Source organism: Companilactobacillus hulinensis (assembly GCF_003946555.1).
In the GTDB taxonomy this organism is placed as follows: domain Bacteria; phylum Bacillota; class Bacilli; order Lactobacillales; family Lactobacillaceae; genus Companilactobacillus; species Companilactobacillus hulinensis.
In genome coordinates, this window is the sequence record NZ_RHOO01000011.1 from 1 (window position 1) to 21,083 (window position 21,083).

Sequence of the window (21,083 nt, forward strand, 5' to 3'; positions counted from 1 at the left end):
ACCTCCAATATCGACAAGAGTTATTAATGTTCGGTCCTTCGTCGCAAGCGACTACTATGACCTCGGCTGACTTCTGTACCATTCAGCTAGACATCACTGCCTAGTTTGTTTGTAGGATACATTCCGTTTCCTTGCCAAACATATGGAACAGACCTCCCCGGGTAAGAACGCTAACTTTCATACCATGTAGCTGTTGGCTCTACTGTATCTATTTTCGAGTAGTATTGGACTTTGGATTGCCAGGCATCCTTATCCAATAGATACAGCCTTATAGCCACTTCTTGTACATCAGCTCAGTATTTTGCTTTAGACTTCCTTCAGATTCTGCTTCGCAACAGACACCCTTGTCCTCAGCTAGTGATTCCGACTACTACGGCTCACGGTGGACTTCCACCACCAAGTTAGCGCCCATGCCGGGCGCACCTGTGAAAATTCCGTTTGAACGGTGAACTGACCGTTCATTACGGAATGGGACGAGCTTAGAGATTTGCAAAGCAAAGCTATAAGTCGAGATTCCAGACCGCCCTTTGGCTGGAATCGGTCCCCACAGCAGATTAAATATTTCGTAATCGGAAGCGAAAACAAAAACAAAAAAAGCCGATAAATTCTAAATAGAATTTATCGACTAAACTAATTTATTTAACTTCTTGTTCATCTAATGAAGCAAAAGTTTGTTTCATTGGAATATCAAATTCTTTTGGTTCTTTTTGATTCTCAATCAAATCATCTGTCATAGATACAGAGAAAACAGTTTGGTTTGAATATGGAATGTAATACATAGTCTTATTACTCATATCAAGAATGGCTTGATATTGTGTATAACTTGGACCACGATCACCAATATTTACACCCTTAGGAACAACAACACTATCCAAAATATGTAGGATGGTTGTTACTGCTTCGTCTGCGTTTTCTGGCTTTTCAATATGTGTGCGATTGAAAGCTGTTCTAACAAATCTATCAACGGCAGTATATCCACCAGGTAATCTGAATGTACCGTTTTGACCTAATTTTGTGATTTCTTCATCACCGAATTGAGCCGAATTGAAGTTGTTAACTGAAGCACCCAAGTAATTAGCTAAGTTAGTTCTGTGCCAATCGAAGTCAGGAGTATTAGTCATTACACCAATCTTATCTTCTTCAAGAACCAGGCCATCACCTTCTGGTTCGATGATATATGTAGCACCTGTTAAATCACTGAAGATCCAGTGTAATGGTTGATTTACACCCATTACACCCTTATCAGATTCAATGATATGAACATTCTTGATATTCTCACGTAATTCATCAATTGTCTTGTTATTTCCAAGGGCCCAAAGAATGAACTCCTCAGATACAAGATTCATCGCACCGTCAGTTGGTGTGGCATCATAAACATATTCATGTGGGAAATACAACTCTGCGGCAGATAATCCATATTCATTGAAACCATCAGCTACCATATAGTTATTGCCATACTTGGCACCAGTTCCCATAATCGCATAACTTGTTTGGTAAGTCTTATTGTCAAATGATGAGATCCAATCGTAATCTCTAGGTAAAAATGTTGGTTGACCATTTAATTCGAAGGCAAAATCCATTGTTCTTGCCAAAAATTTTGATCCATCTAAAGCCTCATAACTAATACTTGTACACATACTCATTGCTTCCTTTCGGATTTTTACTATATTATGGCTAATTATTATGCAATTTGTTAACAAAATCAACAAATTTATTTTACGAAAATTAAATTTTATTAAAATACTTATGAATCAGATAATGCTTTTTCCGCAAACAACATCAATAAATTACATCAATAGTATACAACTACCAAGCCGTATACCTAAATGACGTGGCTTGTGCAACGTCACTAAGAAGCTTATCAGTAAGTTCTTAATTAGTCACATCTAAAGCCCGACATATCCGGAATGTCATCTTTTGCTTGAATGCTTCTGCCGTGGCAGGCGACGAATTTCAACTTCTAATTTCACAAACCATAATTTCATTAATAAGCCTCCGAATATGATATATTTATTGCGAATGATTGATTAAAAACTCGGAGGTAATAATATGACCGTTGATATTAAACGTGCCCAAGATGTTTATAAAGATGCTGGAGAAAGTGTTATCTTTGCTACTTTAATGCTCAAGCATGATGACCACACTGCCACGAAGGATGCAATCGCTGAATTCGCAGACATGTCGAATTCCATCATAAATAGTATGAGAGTTCGAGCACCTGAGGCTCAAGCACACATTGCCTGGGGATTCGGTTCAGATGCTTGGGACTACTTGTTCCCAGCTGCACCAAAGCCAAAACAACTTACACCATTCAAAGAAATCAAAGGACCAAAATACACTGCCGTATCAACACCCGGAGATATTTTCATCCATGTCAGAGCTAGTAAAATGGCGGTTTGTTATGAACTAATGGATCAATTCATGGGAATTCTTCGTCCTGTAACAACCGTTGAAGATGAGACCCACGGATTCCGTTATTTTGAAGGCCGTGCCATTATTGGATTCATTGATGGAACTGAGAACCCTGCCGGAATTGAATCAATGGATTACACCCTGATCGATGACGACGAGGATCCAGAATTCGTTAACGGATCATACGCTTTCGCTCAAAAATATACGCATAATATGGAAGCATGGGATTCACTAAAAACTGAAGACCAAGAAAAATCTATCGGACGCCACAAATTCAATGACCGAGAATTAGCCGACGATGAAAAACTAAAAAATGCTCACAACGTAGCATCAAAAGACGAAGCCGGCGGAGTTGAGCACAAAATTGTTCGTATGAACGTTCCATATTCAGAACCCGCAAAAGATATCAAAGGAACATACTTCATCGGATATTCCAAAGACTTCTCAATTACAAACCGCATGCTGACAAACATGTTCACAAAAAGTGACCGACTGCTAGATTTCAGTACACCAATTACCGGTAACTTATTCTTTATACCTTCAAAAGATACATTGGAAATGATTGCAGAGGGAGAATATTAGAGCGTGTTGAAGAACGGGAACTCTTGAGCATTATTTAGAATAAGAAAAGTGGCACGTAGTGACGCATTTCTTATTCTAGATAAGCGGAGAGAGTTGTTCTTCATAAGCGCGTTTTACAAATAGACCTGTGACATAGCCTTTTCCACTTAAAAACAAGACTAGCAATCCAAAATCGGATTACTAGTCTTGTTTGTTTTAATTCTAGAAAGCTGACCATGTTTGTCACACTTTCATTTTTTATACCACTCAACAACACCATCAACCTGTTGTTCCGGTAAATATTTAACCTGTAAAATTCTCTCAGCAATACCTGAACGACAGCTCAAACGAATATGAGCAAACTTCTTCTTACTCAACCAAATACTTTGTCTACGTTCTACCAATTGAATACTATTTTTAGGAACAAAATACGAATTCTTAGAGGTCACCTGATTATTCTGCAAAAACAAATATTGACCATTCATAATGGACAATCGAGCTCGTCTAGCATTCAGATATGCCGGCATTAGTAAAATCACTGCCGATACTGCAATCAATAACAATACTAACAACCATGAGATCCTATAAAAAAGCATTCCAACCACCAAATCAATTACCAAACTAAAAATTGCTGCATTACGTAAATCATAATAGAAAGTCCCCGACACAGACTGAGATTGTTTTAATTCTTCCACAGGAATGTGTGGAAAAAACTTCTTAAAGAAATCATTCAGCTTCGCCGTTTCAATCACTGGCATCACAATAATATCTTTCTCGGTTTCTTCCTTATTCGAATTAGAAATAATAACTAATTTCACCGAAGAAATATGTAAGAAACTTCTCAACAAAGTTTGTTTAACCACAACGGCCTGTATTCTGCTCTCAGAAATATTAGTTCTTTTAGTTTTGAAGAATCCGTACCGCATTTCAAACTGACCATTCTCCTTGGTCAAATGAAAATGATAATATTTGGCAATCAGGGCAAACACAGATAATACATAGAACAGAAGAACTATCACTATCATCACGACCACTAGAAGTACCCACCCAAATTGGGCAAACTCATTGGCAGCCACCTTGTACATCTGGTTACTAATTCCATTCTGGACTTTCCCATAAATTGCCAAAACAACTAACAATCCTGATAAAAATGCTGGAGAAGTTAAAGCAAATTTGATCAATTCTCTCCAAGTTATCGAATATGAAAGAACATTAGTAGCTTCAAGAGATTGTTTTGTCTTACTTCCCTCAGAAAAAGTTTCCCGTGAAACATTTTGTGTAACTTCAGAACTGAATCTGTGTCTATAACTATTTAGTTCGTCCTTCAGTTCCACAGGAACAGCTACCAAGCTCACTTCTGGACCCTCGGAATGCCCTGCTGTCTCAATTTCCAATTCTTCTAACTTGAATGGCTTCAAAAAGAACCATTGATTGGTTGTAACATTTTGAATCCTATCGTACGGAATATGGTTAACCTTTTTAATGAAAATACCTTTGTGGACCAAAATCTCTTTATCAAAAAATTGATAACTAAAAGTCATATATCTAACTACATCACCAGCGACTACTAATATAAAGAATGCAATCAGTCCAATAATCGTCCATGTTTTTGCCTGCTGAAAAACAGCGAATGCAAAAATAGCCACTGGAATGAATAAGTTCTTAATATCTTTGTTAAAGAAAAATAGAATTGCAGCAGGATGCAGACGTCTAGGCTTAGATGTCATTCTTGGCCTCCTGCGCCAGTTCCATGATAGTTTCCTTCAACTGGTCAGCTTGTTCTGACATGATTCCATCAATCTCACTCATACCCGAAGCAGTTACTATAACAATTTTTTGAAGATCCTTGGAACGCAAAATTGGTCCCTGTTTAAGAGTGACGTTTTGTACTCGAGCAATCGGTATAATAACCTGTTTCCGGAAAAAATATCCTTTGTGCAATTCAACTTGTCGTTCATCAATATAATAAGTCCAAAAAGTCCATAAATAGTTCACGAAGAAAAAGCTTCCGATCAAAGCAATGAATCCAATTACATTAATAGTGTAAAAAATAATGTTGAAATAACCCGTTGCCGCATTCGGAATTACCAACCTAAAGAAGCTCACGCCACCCATTATTAAAGCAAAAATAACGTACTCAAGAACAGCATGAATCCTCCAAATCGTCTTAATACTACTAGGTAGTTTCTCGACTTTGTCCATATATTCCCCCAATTGATATTTTCCTTGAGTATATCAGAGAAATACATGCACTCCAATTGGGAAAAAATACCTAAACCAAAAAGATAATTATGTATCAAATTCTAGGTAATTATTTGGTATTTCTTGTCGTAAATATAATGATAAGCCAGTGCAATTGATGCACCAATAACAATCCCAATTCCGTTAGAAACAACATCACTGATGTCACTAGTCCGATTGATCCAGAACACATGTGATAAATAGTATTGCATCGTCTCAATCGTCGCACCAGTCATCAAGCCAATAGGAATCATTGCTAGTAATGATGTCCGAGAATAAAATCTTTTGATCAGAAATCCTAAAGGCATGGTTAAGATGATATTCTCTACAAATCCTATATCCACAAAAATGTGATATAAGTTAACTCTGCCAATACCTGCTGGCATAATATAAATATTCAACCCATCAAATGCTAGTGGAGTGAATAAAATGGTTCCTAAAAATGTCATATAAAATAAGCTGACCATTGCAATTATTCTACTGTTGAAATCTTCAATACTATTGTGAATGTATGTCCCACTTGATAAAGATAGAAACCATATAACCAATAACGGTATCCAACGCATGGACATCACTCCTTTCTTGATTTTCTTTTAAGTTTTAGTTTTGTTTGTTTTGATTTTTTGTTGCCGCCTGCGGTTGGAAGAACTGAACCTGCTGTGGGACCGACTTCAGCCTTCGTCTGAAGTTCTCGATTTTGAACCCTGCATAACCCGCAGATTTCAAAAGTCGTCCTGTGCTACAAGAACGGCTAACCCACCGTTCAACTGCACTACCACTGCTGGATCAGTTCTTCCAGCCTCCGGCTACTATACTAATTCCATAATGAATTCATATATCTAAGCAAGAATATGAACTAATTGAAAATTAGGAACCAAATTAGCTGGAGGTCGCGAGATATTTTATCAGCCATGAGTATTACGTTGGAACGGTGAATTTCCGTTCTTACGTAATGGGACGAACTTTAAGATTTGTGAAGCAAAGCTTAAAGTCGAGCTTCAAGACCTTGGCTTGAAGCGGTCCCCATGGCAGATGAAATATCTCGTGACCGGAAGTAGTTAAAACCTACAGCCTTATTCATTGTATTACCACCATCAAAGCTCAAATGGTAAATATTCAGCTTATAACTTCTAACTAACTTTCTACTTAGATAATAGTTAAATATTACAATCAACTTGTTTGGGAAAACTTAAGAATCTATGATTTTTTTGTGATGATCGTAAAAAAAATAACCCCACAGATATGTGAAGTTATGTTGATTATGTTGAAGTCTATTTCCGAAACGCGTTTACGAAAGACAACAGCCTGCGCTTACTACGATTAGTGACTTCACTACTTCGTAGTAAAATCACTAATCTAGGTAATGCTCAGCTGTTCCCGTCTTTCGACACGCTCTGATATTGCACAGTGCTCATAATCTACCGGATTGTTCCACTCTTTAGTCCTATAACCCCAAATCAATCAAGAAATACCCAATAATTCCAATTATTATCAACATTGAAAAGTTAATAATACTGAACCACATTAGATACTTACCAGGATGTTCTTTGAAGAAGAATCTGTATTGTTTGAATGCCAACAGGTTAGCTAATGAGGCAACGACTGTACCTAATCCACCAATATTGGTACCTAGGAATACCGCATGAACATATGTAGTAAACTTAGAAATCAGAATTGTTGATGGAACATTACTAATAAATTGACTGGTAATAATAGAAGTTAAATATGTGCTACCTTTCGTCTGAATAAAATTATGCAAGTGATCAACAATTGCTGGATCACGATTAAGATTACCAACAGCTATGAAGAAGCACATAAAGATCAAGACTATCGAATAATCAACTGATTCCAAAATATGTGGATTGATAAAGATGACCAACAATAATGCGGCAATCAATGAACCCCACATTGGGATAACTTTGAATATTCCTAAGAAAATAATTACAGTAACGAAGGCTGTCAAAGTTAAACTAGGAATGTTCAATTCAACTGTTGGTAATTCACTCAACTCAACTTTGTCTTTGGCAAAGAATCTTGTTACCAAGAAAATCGCCAAAAAGTTAACAATTGTAATTGGTGCCGACATCATGAAAAATTGACCAATTCCTAGGTTATAATGTGTCAATAGGAACAAATTATGTGTATTACCGAAAGGAGTAAAGATACTACCCAAATTGGCTGCCATAGCAATTACTATGACAGGAAATATCGGATTCACTTTTAAATGTTTAGAAAGTTGGTAATATAAAGGTACCAACGTTAAAATCGTAACATCATTAGTTAAGAACATAGCTCCGAAAAACGATATACTTGCCAGTATGAGCATCATCTGCCGGGTAGTTTTTGCTTTATGTGTTAGATATGCCGCGTAATACTTTAAAAAATCGAGATAATCGTAAATCTGAATGATGATCATCATCGAAAGAATTGACGCAAGTGTTTTCCAATTAATATCCATTAATTGCGGCGGACTTATAAAGATAGACGTGAGGATTGCTGCTGCCCCAGCAATCCACAAGACCTTATCTGAAAAAACTCTTTTTAATACAGCCATTTACGCTTCCCCTAAAAAAGAAATACCTTATATAGTATAAAGATAATTGTTCCAGTTTTGTAATTTAAATTGTAATTTCTAAAACTTTTTGAAATAGAAAAATAAAAGTCCTTATATATTTTAACTTAGATATAATTAAAATAACAGAGCGTTACTGAAGCCGGTTAGATTTTGAGCATTACCTAGGATAATAATTGCAGCACAAAGTGCTGTAATTGTTATTCGTAGTAAGCGCAGAAATCTGGCTTCAGTAACGCGTTTAAAAAGCCCCACAACCTCATCAGGGAGATGACACAACAATGAACATATTCTTAACGATCCTAGTTTTTATAATCGGAATAGCTATCTCAGCAATTTCATTCAAAGCAAAGAAAGAATTAATCTATTACTCACTATTATCAGTAGGTATTGCCGTCATCTTTTATGGTGTATTCTTAGCTATGCCTAAGTAAATCTTTTTCTTCCCCTTCTCAAATGTTTTCTGCTATAATTCTTTTACTTTAAAAGTTAAAGGGGGACGACGTCTAATGATCTTAAAGAAAACATCAATCCTACTATTAGTATCGATGATCCTAACAGTTATCGAAATGACAATTAATCCAACATTTCATCTTGGAAGAATTTTCCTAGTAGTATCAGGAATTTTATTAGTCGCCGCGGCTTTGTGGTTTGTCAAAGACAACTACCGTATTGAGCCTAAAGCTGAAAAAATTAACAAATAAGAGTGCAATAAAGCATGTTCAATTTTTGAGCATCAAAATAAACAGGGGATGTAATCCGATTTTGGATTACATCCCCTGTTTGGTTTCAGTGAAGAACATACTTACTACGAACCGGCGCTCTCATATGCAGAGATGCCTTTATTCCAAATCGAGATAGATATGAATAAAAGTACAATTGAAATAACAACTAAACCACCCAAATTGAAAACAATATTCTTATCAGTCAAAAAATAGCTTGCAGGATAAAAAGCCGTGAAAGCGAATGGAATTATAAAAGAAATTATCCAACGTACAACGTTATTAAAAATTGAAACGGGATACCTTGCAAAATCGTTGAACATATAAAATAAATAAGAAATCGCACCACTCTTCTTCATCCAAAAAGCCATTGCTGAAGTTCCAATCTTCAATGATGTGTAAATTGAAGTCACAAACGGGATCGATAGAATAAAGAGTAACAGCTTGACCCAAGTCCAATGTACAGTTCCTGTCGTCATGACCAATAAAATAACACCGACTAATAACTCGCCAAAGGCATCAACTTGAAAAGTTTCTACTAAAACATGAAAGAGCGGATTAACTGGTCGCGTTAGATATTTATCAAATTCCCCTTTTCGAACCAGTCGTTGTCCTACCGCCCATAGATTATCAAAGAAAAGATGATCTAATCCTTTGGGAATCAGTGCAAATCCATAGATGAATATAATCTGCTGCAAACTCCAACCATCCAGTTTGGGAATCTGACTAAAAATAATCTTCAAAAAAACTAAATTCAGACCCTGATTTAACAAAACACCAAAAACTCCAACAAAAAAGTCAGCTTTATATTCCATTGTTTGTTTCAAATATTGCGCAATAAAAATCTTCTCTAAACGGAAAACACGTTTCATATTAACCTCCCTGAATACTCAAATGCTTGATTGCGAAGTACCAAATTATCTTAGAAAGAACAATAAAGAAAACAAGCCAGAATATTTGTAAGAATAGCATTGAGACAATCATTTTTGGTGAATACTTTCCCAGGTACATCATAACTGGTGTATAAAGTAACGATGAAAAAGGTAAGAACTTAAAAATATTTTGTAAAACTGCAGGGAAAAACGCTAAAGGTACTAGAGTTCCTGACATAAAAACAACCAGAGCGTTTTTTAAAAGGTTCGAGCCCCAAAGATTGCGAAAGAAAAAAGCAGTAAAACTGAAACAAAGATTGAAATAAAAGTTAATCAAATACGCAATAATAGCACTAATGAAATATAACAAAATGTTAATCCAATTTACTGCCGGTGCATTCTGTCCCAAGATCTGATAAGCAACAATTCCTCCGAAGAACGGCAACATCAATAATCCAAGATTAATAATCTTATTGCCAATTTCTTCGTAAAAATAATTAGCGGCAAAATTAATCGGCTTCAATATTCGCATGGCAATTGAACCATCCTTAACCTCATCCCCGACACTAGTGGAACTATCGCTACTAGTCAGAACTCCCGTAAAAAAGCTTAAGAATATATACAGCACCATTTCAGGAAACGTGAAACCATTCAAACTAGAATTGGCACTTGAAGTAAATACGGCTTTCCACAAAAAATAAGTTACAAACGCACCTAAGGTATTACCAAGCAAGTAAATTATGAAGTTGGAACGATAAACGGTTGCTTCTTCGATCCCAGCGACAATAAAGGGGCGGTATCTTCTAAGATAGCTGCTCATGTTCTTGTGCCTCTTTTCGGAAAATTTGACGAACTATTTCCTCAATGTCGGCATCTTTAACACTAATATCTTTAACCTCAACCTGCGCCAGAGTTAACTTCAAAATATTAGGAACAGATACCAAACTATCGTCGAACTTAGCAACTACCGTATTCCCTGTTTGTCTTATCTCAACAGGTACCGGCAAAGTTGAATAATCGAGTTTTGCTCCGTCATTAGAATCAACTAGCTCGAATTCCACTTCTCTTATCCGACCAAATTGCCCTTTCAATTCTTTGATCGTACCATCAAACACTTCCGATCCTCGATCGATCATAAAAATTCGATTACAAAGTAATTCGATGTCATCCAAATCATGAGTTGTAAGAACGATAGTGGTTTTTTCTTCATGATTGATTTGTGCAATTGCCTTACGAATATTGTCTTTAACCGAAACATCTAATCCAATTGTTGGTTCATCCAAGAACAATACTTTGGGATTGTGCAACAATGAAGCCGCAATGTCAGCTCTCATTCTTTGTCCCAAAGACAGCGTACGAACTGGACTCGTAATGAACTCATTCAGGTCCAAAATTTCATTAAGGAAATCCATTCTCTTATGAAATTCCTTTTCCGGAACATCATAGATTTCTTTTAAAACAGAGTATGTTTCTTGAAGCGGCAAATCCCACCATAATTGTGTTCTCTGGCCAAAGACCACTCCGATATCCTTGACGTAATTCTTACGATCCTCTTGGGGAATTTTGCCGTTGATTCGACAAAATCCACTTGTTGGTGCCAGAATCCCCGTCAGCATCTTAATCGTTGTTGACTTACCAGCACCATTAGCCCCAATAAATCCCAAGATTTCACCTTGCGGTACTTCAAAGCTCAAATCTTTAACAGCTTCAAAAGTTTGGTATTGCGGGTGAATTAATGATTGAAATGCTCCAATTAATCCGGGAGCTTTAGTAGTTTTTTTAAAATTCTTTTGTAGATGCGAAACTTCGATCATTGCCATGATCCGTCCCCCCCTCCATCTTTTTAGTAAACGGTTACATACGTTTCAATACTACCCGTCTACCGCTTATAGTCAAGCGTCAAAAAGGAGCCATACCCTACTTGATATAACAATCTCAAGTAGAATATGGCTCCTTTTTTTACAATTAATAAAATATTTTTATAGACGAATCACAGATCAATCTTAAGAATAGATACTTATTATTCTTCTGCTACTTTGTCAGCAGCCAAACTTTCTCTTAATCGCTTATTACCCTTGTGAAGATCGATCACTGTCCATACAAGCAATGCCAATACAGCGGCAATTAAGATGTAGGCGATAACACGAGATGCATCAACTTCACTGGCACCAGGATTATCTCCGAAGAATGCCAAAATCTGATCTGGCAAACTGATCAAGTTAAGAATGGTCAAGCCAATGACTGATAACCAGCCTAGTCCCTTGACCCACCAGCTATTCTTGAATCTCTTACCCATTTCCATTTCACTATCTGTCATCATCAACAATGGCAACATTGAGAATGGTAAGGCAAAGGCTAAGAATACCTGAGAATTATTCATTAAGTTATTCAGCGCCGTATGTTCATCGACAGCACTCTTACCGCTTGTCAACATAACACAGATCAATACAGGAATAACTGAAATCAAACGTGTTACTAATCTTCTCAACCATAGAGGCATCTTCATGTGAACGAATCCTTCCATGATTACCTGTCCAGTCAATGTACCAGTAATGGTTGAATTCTGACCTGATGCCAATAGTGCGACAGCAAATAATGTTGAAAGAATACCTGACTTAGCAACGCCGATCAAAATACCATTACTTAGAGTTGATGTATCTGATAAAGCTTCAAACAAACCGAAGAATGATGGGTCTTTTACGGCACCATTCTTAAATACAGCAACACCCATGATCAATAGCAATGCGTTAACAAAGAAGGCAGCTGTTAATTGAATATTTGAATCCCAAGCTGAAAACTTAACGTTTTGAGCAACTGAATCTTCATCATTGTGATCAACTTTACGTGTTTGTGAAATAGCTGAATGCAAGTACAAGTTGTGAGGCATAACGGTCGCACCAATGATACCTAATGAACCACTAAGTGGTGTCATACCAGCGACTCTATCGCTTGTTGAAAGTGTCTTGGCACTTGGAACTAATCCAACGATAACTGCTCCCCAATCAGGCTTTGACAATGCAACTTGATATACGAAGACAAATAAGATAACTAAAATCAAACAAACAACAATTGCTTCAATTTTTCTGAAACCAATTTTTGTTAATAATAACAATACCAAAACATCTAATACGGTAATGAATACCGCAATAATCAACGGTATGTGAAACAACAGGTACAATGCAATGGCGGCACCGATAACTTCAGCGATATCAGTTGCCATAATTGCAAACTCTGTCAAGATCCATAATACAATTCCTAATGCCTTACTCGTTCTGGCTCTAATGGCTTGCGCCAAGTCCATACTGCTTACAATCCCTAGTTTAGCAGCCATATATTGTAATAACATGGCAATTAAACTAGAAATTAGAATAATTGACATTAGCATATACTGAAAATTCTGACCACCGGTAATTGATGTTGACCAATTACCTGGATCCATGTAACCAACCGCAACTAATGCGCCTGGTCCTGAATAAGCTAATAATGTCTTTAAAAATCCTTTGTTCTTTGGTACTTCAACCGTCCCATTGATTTCTTCTAGTGAAGGACCGTTGGCGTATTGGATCAGTTTATGCTTATTTTCTGCCATAACATTCTCCTTTAACATGAATCCCTATTTTTAACGTACAGTCATAACTGAAATCGGTGCATATTTGGTCATATAAGCAGCTTGCGAACCAAAATGCTTTCTAATACCCTTCTTTGATAAGGATCCGATGACAAGTAGATCTGCCTTTGTTTCTGGAATAACTTCTTTAACAATCGTCTCACCTGGATCACCTTCAGCAATAAACATTTCAACATGCTTTACCCCCGCTTCCAATGCTACAGAACGATATTCTCTTATGTGTTCTTCAAGTTCAGCTCGTTCACCGTGGACATAATCCTTAGTTAGAACTTGAAAAACGTTCATCTCATCATTTTCCAAAATTGAAGTAATGATCAAAGTTGAATCATCATTGATACATCTTCTCATTGCATAACGAAATGCTAATTGTGCATCATCTGAATCATCAACACCTACTAAAACTCTATCAAACGTATTTTTTGATTTTGACACCTTTATCACTCCTTTCCACGACCCTAATTCTATATCAAATTATCAAACTGTAAAGAGTTTTGTTAGGTACATCTAATAAAAAAGTACAATTGTTTTAATTAATAACAAAAAATGAAATCGTTAACTATATTGATTTAACAATATCTATCTTCAAAATGAAAGCCCTTGAAATATTTTTGAATTTCTTTATTAAAGGCATTTGTGGACACTTCGTCTACTTTTCTCGGTTCATAATATAGAAGATTATTTAAACTATTCAAAATAAAGTCTTAGACATGCCTAATTTATCATTGACACAACGTGTTGATAAAAATACTATTAAAGTATCAAAGTGAATTCTGGTGATTATTATGAACGACTTGAACTTTTTGAAACTGATCTACGAACTCGGCGGCGATACTCACAATGTAAGCAATGGTGATATTGCTAAGAAATCTAACCTTAGCAACGCTTCTGTAACTGAACGAACTAGGCATCTGTCTGACACGACTTCATATTTGACCTATAAGCGATACTACGGTACCAAATTGACATCAGATGGTATAAACAAAATAAAGCCATACATCCAGCAACAACGGCTCTTGGAGGTATGGCTTGTTAATGAACTCGGGAGTTCTTTGGACTTCGCGTATGAAGAAGCTGGTAAATTGACCAATCAAGTGGATACTAACTTCATTGATAAACTAAATTCATATCTAGATCGACCTCAACATTGTCCACACGGTAATGTCATCCCTAACAACAATGGCGAATCAACGGATCATTATTATCTATTAACTGACAATTTCGATTTCCAGGATGTATTGACCATTGAGAGCTTTACTGAGGATTCCACAATTATCGGTATGCTAGAAACTATCGATATCAGAATCCATGACCAGATAAGTGTCCTTGATTTCGTAGATGACACGTTGATCATTCTAAATAAGAGAACCAATACTAAACAACTATTGCCAAAATCATTGGCTGATTCTATTAGAGTAAAAAAAACAAACCCAGTCGTTATTGACTGAGTTTGTTTTGCGTTTCATTAGTCTAGTGTTGCGAATTTCTCAAGTGAACGAATCATTTGTGCTGTAAATCCTGATTCATTGTCATACCAGGCAACGGTCTTAACAACTTGACCAGCTCCTGATCCAACGATTTGTGTCTGTGTTGGATCGAAGACTGAACCGTAACTTGTTCCAATAATATCTGATGAAACGATCTCATCGTCATTGTATCCAAATGATTCACTATTATCAGTATATTTCTTCACAGCAGCGTTAACTTCATCGACTGTTACTTCAGAATCAAGCGTTGTTACTAATTCAGTTACTGATCCAGAGATCACAGGGACACGTTGAGCATGTCCATCTAACTTACCTTGTAGTTCTGGAATAACTAATCCAAGTGCCTTGGCAGCTCCAGTTGAATGAGGAATAATATTTTGGGCAGCAGCACGGGCAGCACGGACATTACCATTACGTTCTGGACCATCCTGTAGCATTTGAGTAGCAGTATATGCGTGAACTGTTGTCATAGAACCAGCATTGATACCGAACTCTTTATTAACCGCATTGGCCAATAGTGCAATACAGTTCGTTGTACATGAGCCAACTGATGCAATACGTACATCGTTTGTTAATGTATCTTCGTTAACACCATATACGATCGTAGGCATTTGGCCTGATGGAGCTGAGATCATAACTCTCTTAGCACCGGCATCAAGATGAGCTTGTGCCTTTTTAGTTGATGTATAGAAGCCTGTACACTCAAGTACAATATCTACACCGTCACTTTTGACCCATTTCAAATCTTGAGCATTCTTTTCTGCGTAAACAGGAATTCTCTTACCATCAACAACGATTGCATTATCTTCATTGGTGATTGAATCAATCTTAAAGTTGCCATGAGCAGTATCATATTTCAACAAGTGTGCCAGCATATGTGGTGATGTCAAATCATTGATTGCAACAACCTCAAGATCTGTCTTGCCTTGATCATGTAATGTAGCAATTCTTCTAAATGCTAGACGACCAATACGTCCGAATCCGTTAATACCAATTTTTGTTGTCATAATATTTCCTCCTAAGATTTTCCTTCTCTTAACTTACAAGCACAGTATATGTTCAATTAGATATATAATAAACTACGAGAATGAGAATGTAGATATCTGAAAAAGTGATACCAAGGAGAATAGTTATGAATACAGACACTTTAAAAATGATCATTGCCATTGTACAAACTGGTAGTATTTCCGGTGCTGCACAACAACTAGGCTATGCTCAATCAAATATTTCAGCACGTGTACATCAATTAGAAGAAGAATTGAAAACAACTATTTTTTATCGTACTAATCGTGGAGTTATTCTTACTGATGCTGGAAAGAAATTCTATGATCGAGCTATCAATATCGTCAGTTTGACTGATGACACGATCAATCAGCTCAAGCATCCCAAAAATGTTGAAGGAAATCTAAAAATCGGTACTCTGCAATCGGCATCTGCAACATTTTTACCACCAATTCTTACGAATTATTATCGGAATTTCCCCAAAGTACGTTTGGCAATCCAAACTGGTAATCCAATGGATAACATCCGCAAAGTTCTTGATTATGAATTAGACGGCACCGTTATCGGTGAGAACATTGATAGATCTGGTTTTATTTCGATTCCTTTAACAACAGAAGAACTCTGCTTAGTATCCGCCAACCCTGGAACTCCAGACTTGAAGACAGCCTCTTTTCTAGTCTTCACAGTTGGCTGTATTTATCGTGAGACAACTGAAGCATGGTTGCACTCACAAGATATCCCACTACACCATCCCATAGAATTCAACTATCTAGATGCCATAATGGCTAGTGTCTGTGCTGGATTGGGAATAAGTGTTGTGCCGAAGAAGATTGCTCAACCTTTCGTTGACCGCCATTTACTTTACATGACAGAATTGCCAGAGAAGTTTTCAACCATTCAATTGGATTTTATTTATCGCAAAGATCATTTCGTTAATCGTTCATTTGAAGAATTCTTAAAGTTATTACGTGAGTTTTCTTCTGTGGGTGATACTAAAAAGGAAGTACTTATTTGATTCGATAGGATTTTTTACGATTGTCTCCAGGATTGAGAATACTTGCCTGCTATGCGGACCTAATTGAGCCAAAAGTGCGGTCTCAATTCTCGGTTTGTAGACTTGTTAAAATCAACAAATCTACAAACACGCCCGGTGATGTAAGAGCATAGCTCTAACATCACTTTCATAGCAAGCAAATATTCTCAATCCTTACGACCAATTAATTTTTTTGTTGGTAAAAACAATTATATAAAAGTTTTATTTATCGTGTAAAAAAGAGTTGTATCTTACTTGATGCTATTAAAGCAAGTAAGGTACAACTCTTTTTCTATGTATAATTACTATTCAAAAACTAACTAAATATATAAATTCTTAAGTTACTCCAAGCTTAATATTACACTAATGCAAAATAGTCGGAAGAACTAAAAATAATCTCCCGCTATGAGAGTGGTGTTATGGCTTTAGCCATTACAGCACCAGACGAGTTTTAAGACTTACGAACCTTGTAAGTCTTAAAATCGAGATCCGAGACCGTACCTCAGGCTCGGGTCGGTCTGCATAGCAGGAGATTATTTTTAGTTCTGGAGACGAAACGAGCTACAGAAGCCAGATTCCTGTGCCTGCTACGAATAACGAATGCACCGCTACGCGGTACCTTCATTATCCTAGGCAGTGCTCAGAATCTACCGGCTTCTTTCGCTCTCTACCAAAACGAGCTTACAAGTAACAGTGTTCTGTGCTTACTACGACTAAAAAACGTAACACTTCGTGTTACGCTTCTTAGTCTAGGTAATGCTCAAACGCTCCCGTTACTTGACGCTCTCTACCTTATACTTTGAACCAACTGATAAACTGCCCCAACCATTCCAGCATCATTCTTCAACTCAGCAGGAACGACTTTTGGCAAGTCCAAATCAACGATACTATTATGAGTTTTTTGAACTGCTTTTATTTCATCATTCAATCTATTCATAAACTCTTCGTTGGCACTGATTCCGCCACCAATAATTACTACTTCTGGATCAAACGAAACCATCAAGTTGATAATTCCTTTTGCCAAACTGTGATAGTAGCTCTTGAAGACATTTTGAGCTAATACTTCACCTTCATCAGCACGTTTGAAAATAACACGGGCATCATCGACTTTGTCATCACTGAATTGGTTGTAACGGCGAATCAATCCGATAACTGTAGCACCACGGAAGTTCAGTGATCCCATTTCAGTATCAACGTCATCATCTTCAACAATCATCCAGCCAAATTCACCTGAGCGGGCATGCGCTCCACGATAGATCTGATCATTGATAATGATTCCGCCACCGACACCTGTTCCAAGTACCAAACTCAAGTAATCATGTACACCTTGAGCGGCTCCAAGCCACTTTTCAGCAATTGCTGCAGCATTAGCGTCATTTTCTATTTTAACTGGTAATTCTGTCTTTTCTTCCAAAATACTTTGAAGATTAATTCCATAGAATGGTTTAACCGCACCAGCAATGGTCAAGAAGCCATCACTCTGAACCACTCCAGGCATACTTACTCCGATACCATCAAACGGTCCAAAGTCTTGGTGTAATTGGAAGAATGCATTCAAAATCTTAGTTATAAGTTCATCTTTTGTACCAGTGGTTTTGAAGCTGTCTTTATGCGAGACATTACCTTCTCCATCAACGATTCCATATTTAATAGAAGTTCCACCGATATCAAGTCCAATATATTTTTTCATGTCCTCACCCTATTCTATTTCTGATCCGTTAGTTTTAATAACGTTTTGGAACCAATAGAATGAATCTTTACGGTAACGATCAAGACTTCCACTACCATCATCATTTTCATCAACATAGATGAACCCGTAACGTTTCGACATCTGACCGGTACTTGCGGCGATAAGATCGATACATCCCCAAGGAGTATATCCAATCAAATCAACGCCATCTTCAAGTACAGCCTTCTTCATTTCACGAATGTGATTCGTCAAATACTCGATACGATAGTCATCGTGTACTTTTTTATCATCCGTCAATTTGTCGACTGCGCCAAGTCCATTCTCAACGATGAATAATGGTAAGTGATATCTGTCATTGAACCAGTTCAATGAATATCTGAGACCTACTGGGTCAACTTGCCAGCCCCAATCACTAGCTTTAACATAAGGATTCTCTACAAGATCATGTTCCTCATTATATTCTAGTTTACCAGTATCTTTGACTGCAAAGGACATATAATAGCTGAATCCAATATAATCAACAGTACCTTCACGAAGATCCTTAAGATCTTGTGCAGTTATATCCATATCAAAGTTGTGCTTCTTAAAATGGTTCAACAGCCATTTAGGATAGAAGCCATTAGCGTGCACATCTGAGAACCAGAATCTCGTCTGCATAGCACGTTGTGCAAATAACACATCCTCTGGCTTAGAAGTAAGTGGATAGATTGGTGTCATAGCAATCATGCTACCGATCATTAGCTTAGGATTGATCTCATGTCCAAGTTTAACGGCTTGTGCACTAGCTACTAGTTCATAGTGAGCTGCTTGATACATTAAGTTTTCACGGTTCTCACCAGGTTTTGGAACAATACCTGAATTATTGAAGATAGAACCGTCTGTTTCAAAATTAGTTTGGTTATTTATTTCATTGAAAGTCATCCAATACTTAACTTTGTCTTGGTAACGTTCAAAACATACCTGAGCAAAGTTCATGAAGAATCCGATCACACGACGATCACGCCAGCCACCGTATTCTTTGATCAAGTGAAGCGGCATTTCAAAGTGAGACAAAGTTACGATCGGTTCAATATTATACTTCAAGCACTCATCGAATAATTTGTCATAAAACTCTAATCCAGCTTCATTAGGCTCTGTTTCATCTCCATTTGGGAAGATACGTGTCCAAGCAATGGATGTTCTGAAACATTTGAAGCCCATTTCTGCGAATAATTTAACATCTTCAGGATAACGGTGATAAAAGTCGATTGCTCGATGATTTGGATAATATTCATTAGGATCGATTCCGTCAGTTATCTTTCTTGGAACTCCATTACCACCCAGTGTTGTAACATCGGCGGCGCTTAATCCTTTGCCACCTTCGTCATATCCACCTTCAAGCTGGTGGGCAGCTACAGCTCCGCCCCATAAGAAGTCCTCGGGAAATTCTTTACCTCTCAGTGTCATACAAAAAACCTCTTTAAGCTTCAGCGACTTCAGTGTCGTCAGCTTTTACTTCCTTCTTCTTTTTCTTATCTTTCTTTTCATCATCTGGATCTAATTCAACCATGTGGTTAGCGGCCACAACGAATGGGAAGTATGTTAATACAGAAATTCCTAAACATAAGAATCCAATTACTAATCCCAGCAAATTACCACCAGTACCTAAGAATGGCATCAAAGGTCCTGGAGTCGTCCACGTCAGTCCAAACGCCGGTGTTGGAATAATATTCCAAACAACAGTTACTAAGTAACCAACAAGAATGTTGATAACTGGTGTCAATACGAATGGAACAGCCAAGATAGGGTTCAAGACGATTGGCAAACCAAACATTAATGGTTCGTTAATATTGAATAGTCCTGGAACAAGAGCTAATTTAGCAATTTCACGATAATCTTTTCTCTTAGATATAATGAAGATAGCGATAATAAGACCAAGTGTCATACCACTACCACCCATGTTAGCGAAGACGTCATTTAGAACGCCCCATGTTTCACGGTTTGGAACACCCCATGCAGTACCATGAACGTTAATATAGTTTTGGTTAGCAAGATCAGCCTCAGTAAAGATGATTGATCTCAAGGCGTTCAAAGTATTAGGACCATGAATACCAACTAGCCATAATAGGTTTTGAACGATAGCAATGATGATAACACCGAAGATGTTTGTACCGATATGTGTCAATGGTGTTTGGATTGATTTGTAGATAACATCATTGATACCTTGTGGTGAGATCATTTGAATAAAGAAGTTCAACATTGAAAATAGCATGATAACAATAACGATTGGAATCAAGTTGTTGAATGAACGAGCAACTGCAGGTGGAACCATATCTGGCATGTGAATCTGCAATTTCTTGATTTTTGATAATCTTGGTAAGAATTCACCAACTAAGCCACCACAGATCATGGCAACGAATAATCCTTGAGCACCTAAGTATGTTGTTGGCAAGTAGCTAACACCATCTTTAACGATTGCGGGTGTATAAAGAATCATGAATGCGGCGATACCTGTCATACCTGTTAACATATCGTCGGCTTTGAAATACTTAGCCAAGTTTCTGGCTACAAGATAGGCAACGAATATCGAAAGAATATTCATAGTACCGTTAGTTACTGATGTTAGTAACTTTTGTGCACTATCAAGATGTGGGAAAAATTTCGGTAAAAATAGGATCTGGGCGATAAATCCGTCCTTTGAAAATACTAGGTTGTTGATAAGAATAACCAAGGATGCGGCCATGGTTATTGGAAATGTGTACATGAAAGCATCACGAACCGCTGCAACGTGTCTTTGTTCATTTAACTTAGCAGCGAACGGTACAATGTGTTTTTCCATGAACGCATTAAAACTGTTCATCATAATTGATGTTCCCCCTTCAAATAA

Annotated in this window: 19 protein-coding genes; 5 read left to right on the forward strand and 14 right to left on the reverse strand. The window is 37.2% G+C overall.

All coding sequences use genetic code 11. The annotated features are described in order from the left end of the window. Positions 1 to 635: 635 nt before the first annotated feature. Positions 636 to 1,637, reverse strand: a complete 1,002-nt coding sequence (locus tag EKM66_RS06950; RefSeq protein ID WP_125762991.1) for a choloylglycine hydrolase family protein — start codon at positions 1,635 to 1,637, stop codon at positions 636 to 638. A gap of 412 nt (positions 1,638 to 2,049) precedes the next feature. Here EKM66_RS06950 and EKM66_RS06955 point away from each other — a divergent pair, with 412 nt between their 5' ends. Next, positions 2,050 to 2,994 carry a Dyp-type peroxidase gene (locus EKM66_RS06955; protein WP_125762993.1) on the forward strand — a complete coding sequence of 315 codons (945 nt, stop codon included), beginning with the start codon at positions 2,050 to 2,052 and terminating at the stop codon, positions 2,992 to 2,994. A gap of 230 nt (positions 2,995 to 3,224) precedes the next feature. Here EKM66_RS06955 and EKM66_RS06960 read toward each other — a convergent pair whose 3' ends face one another. The 4 genes from EKM66_RS06960 to EKM66_RS06975 form a co-directional block, all read right to left on the reverse strand. Next, complete coding sequence (locus EKM66_RS06960) at positions 3,225 to 4,700, reverse strand: PH domain-containing protein (protein WP_125762995.1); 1,476 nt, start codon at positions 4,698 to 4,700, stop codon at positions 3,225 to 3,227. Continuing rightward, a complete protein-coding gene (locus tag EKM66_RS06965) occupies positions 4,690 to 5,175 on the reverse strand; it encodes a PH domain-containing protein (RefSeq protein WP_125762997.1) in 486 nt (161 codons plus the stop codon). The genes EKM66_RS06960 and EKM66_RS06965 overlap by 11 nt, the downstream gene beginning before the upstream one ends. A gap of 101 nt (positions 5,176 to 5,276) precedes the next feature. Next, positions 5,277 to 5,780 (reverse strand): VanZ family protein, encoded by a 504-nt coding sequence (locus EKM66_RS06970; RefSeq protein ID WP_125762999.1) that lies wholly within the window; start codon positions 5,778 to 5,780, stop codon positions 5,277 to 5,279. 878 nt (positions 5,781 to 6,658) lie between these two features. Beyond that, entirely contained in the window at positions 6,659 to 7,768 is a 1,110-nt protein-coding gene (locus tag EKM66_RS06975; protein ID WP_125763001.1) for an SLC13 family permease, read from the reverse strand. Positions 7,769 to 8,067: 299 nt separating this feature from the next. On the opposite strand from EKM66_RS06975, the gene EKM66_RS12555 reads away from it, so the two are divergent. Further along, on the forward strand, positions 8,068 to 8,220 hold the full coding sequence (locus tag EKM66_RS12555; protein WP_164505077.1) for a hypothetical protein: 153 nt from the start codon (positions 8,068 to 8,070) through the stop codon (positions 8,218 to 8,220). A gap of 75 nt (positions 8,221 to 8,295) precedes the next feature. Further along, positions 8,296 to 8,490: a hypothetical protein gene (locus tag EKM66_RS06980; protein ID WP_125763003.1), complete on the forward strand. Its 195-nt coding sequence runs from the start codon at positions 8,296 to 8,298 to the stop codon at positions 8,488 to 8,490. A 104-nt stretch (positions 8,491 to 8,594) separates the two neighbouring features. Here EKM66_RS06980 and EKM66_RS06985 read toward each other — a convergent pair whose 3' ends face one another. The 5 genes from EKM66_RS06985 to EKM66_RS07005 all read right to left on the reverse strand — a co-directional run bounded on the left by EKM66_RS06985 (position 8,595) and on the right by EKM66_RS07005 (position 13,440). Further along, the gene (locus tag EKM66_RS06985) at positions 8,595 to 9,380 is read right to left on the reverse strand and encodes an ABC transporter permease (protein WP_125763005.1); all 786 of its coding nucleotides are present in this window, start codon (positions 9,378 to 9,380) and stop codon (positions 8,595 to 8,597) included. A gap of 1 nt (position 9,381) precedes the next feature. Beyond that, on the reverse strand, positions 9,382 to 10,200 hold the full coding sequence (locus tag EKM66_RS06990) for an ABC transporter permease (protein ID WP_125763007.1): 819 nt from the start codon (positions 10,198 to 10,200) through the stop codon (positions 9,382 to 9,384). Continuing rightward, positions 10,184 to 11,200, reverse strand: coding sequence for an ABC transporter ATP-binding protein (locus EKM66_RS06995; RefSeq protein ID WP_125763009.1), 1,017 nt, complete (start codon positions 11,198 to 11,200; stop codon positions 10,184 to 10,186). The genes EKM66_RS06990 and EKM66_RS06995 overlap by 17 nt, the downstream gene beginning before the upstream one ends. 200 nt (positions 11,201 to 11,400) lie before the next feature. Then, positions 11,401 to 12,969 (reverse strand): Nramp family divalent metal transporter, encoded by a 1,569-nt coding sequence (locus EKM66_RS07000; RefSeq protein ID WP_164505078.1) that lies wholly within the window; start codon positions 12,967 to 12,969, stop codon positions 11,401 to 11,403. 30 nt (positions 12,970 to 12,999) lie between these two features. Continuing rightward, positions 13,000 to 13,440 (reverse strand): universal stress protein, encoded by a 441-nt coding sequence (locus EKM66_RS07005; RefSeq protein WP_125763013.1) that lies wholly within the window; start codon positions 13,438 to 13,440, stop codon positions 13,000 to 13,002. 350 nt (positions 13,441 to 13,790) lie between these two features. Here EKM66_RS07005 and EKM66_RS07010 point away from each other — a divergent pair, with 350 nt between their 5' ends. Then, positions 13,791 to 14,453 carry a metal-dependent transcriptional regulator gene (locus EKM66_RS07010; protein WP_125763015.1) on the forward strand — a complete coding sequence of 221 codons (663 nt, stop codon included), beginning with the start codon at positions 13,791 to 13,793 and terminating at the stop codon, positions 14,451 to 14,453. Between the two features lie 17 nt (positions 14,454 to 14,470). On the opposite strand, the gene gap is transcribed toward EKM66_RS07010, so the two are convergent. Then, positions 14,471 to 15,499, reverse strand: coding sequence for a type I glyceraldehyde-3-phosphate dehydrogenase (gene gap / locus EKM66_RS07015; protein WP_125763017.1), 1,029 nt, complete (start codon positions 15,497 to 15,499; stop codon positions 14,471 to 14,473). 125 nt (positions 15,500 to 15,624) lie between these two features. On the opposite strand from gap, the gene EKM66_RS07020 reads away from it, so the two are divergent. Next, on the forward strand, positions 15,625 to 16,509 hold the full coding sequence (locus EKM66_RS07020; protein ID WP_125763019.1) for a LysR family transcriptional regulator: 885 nt from the start codon (positions 15,625 to 15,627) through the stop codon (positions 16,507 to 16,509). An 805-nt stretch (positions 16,510 to 17,314) separates the two neighbouring features. Here EKM66_RS07020 and EKM66_RS07025 read toward each other — a convergent pair. From EKM66_RS07025 to EKM66_RS07035, 3 genes are read right to left on the reverse strand one after another with little or no spacing between them, the layout of a single operon-like run. Continuing rightward, the gene (locus tag EKM66_RS07025) at positions 17,315 to 18,217 is read right to left on the reverse strand and encodes an ROK family protein (RefSeq protein ID WP_125763021.1); all 903 of its coding nucleotides are present in this window, start codon (positions 18,215 to 18,217) and stop codon (positions 17,315 to 17,317) included. Positions 18,218 to 18,226: 9 nt separating this feature from the next. Further along, a complete protein-coding gene (locus tag EKM66_RS07030) occupies positions 18,227 to 19,663 on the reverse strand; it encodes a 6-phospho-beta-glucosidase (RefSeq protein WP_125763023.1) in 1,437 nt (478 codons plus the stop codon). A 13-nt stretch (positions 19,664 to 19,676) separates the two neighbouring features. Further along, the gene (locus EKM66_RS07035; RefSeq protein ID WP_125763144.1) at positions 19,677 to 21,056 is read right to left on the reverse strand and encodes a PTS sugar transporter subunit IIC; all 1,380 of its coding nucleotides are present in this window, start codon (positions 21,054 to 21,056) and stop codon (positions 19,677 to 19,679) included. Positions 21,057 to 21,083 lie beyond the last annotated feature (27 nt).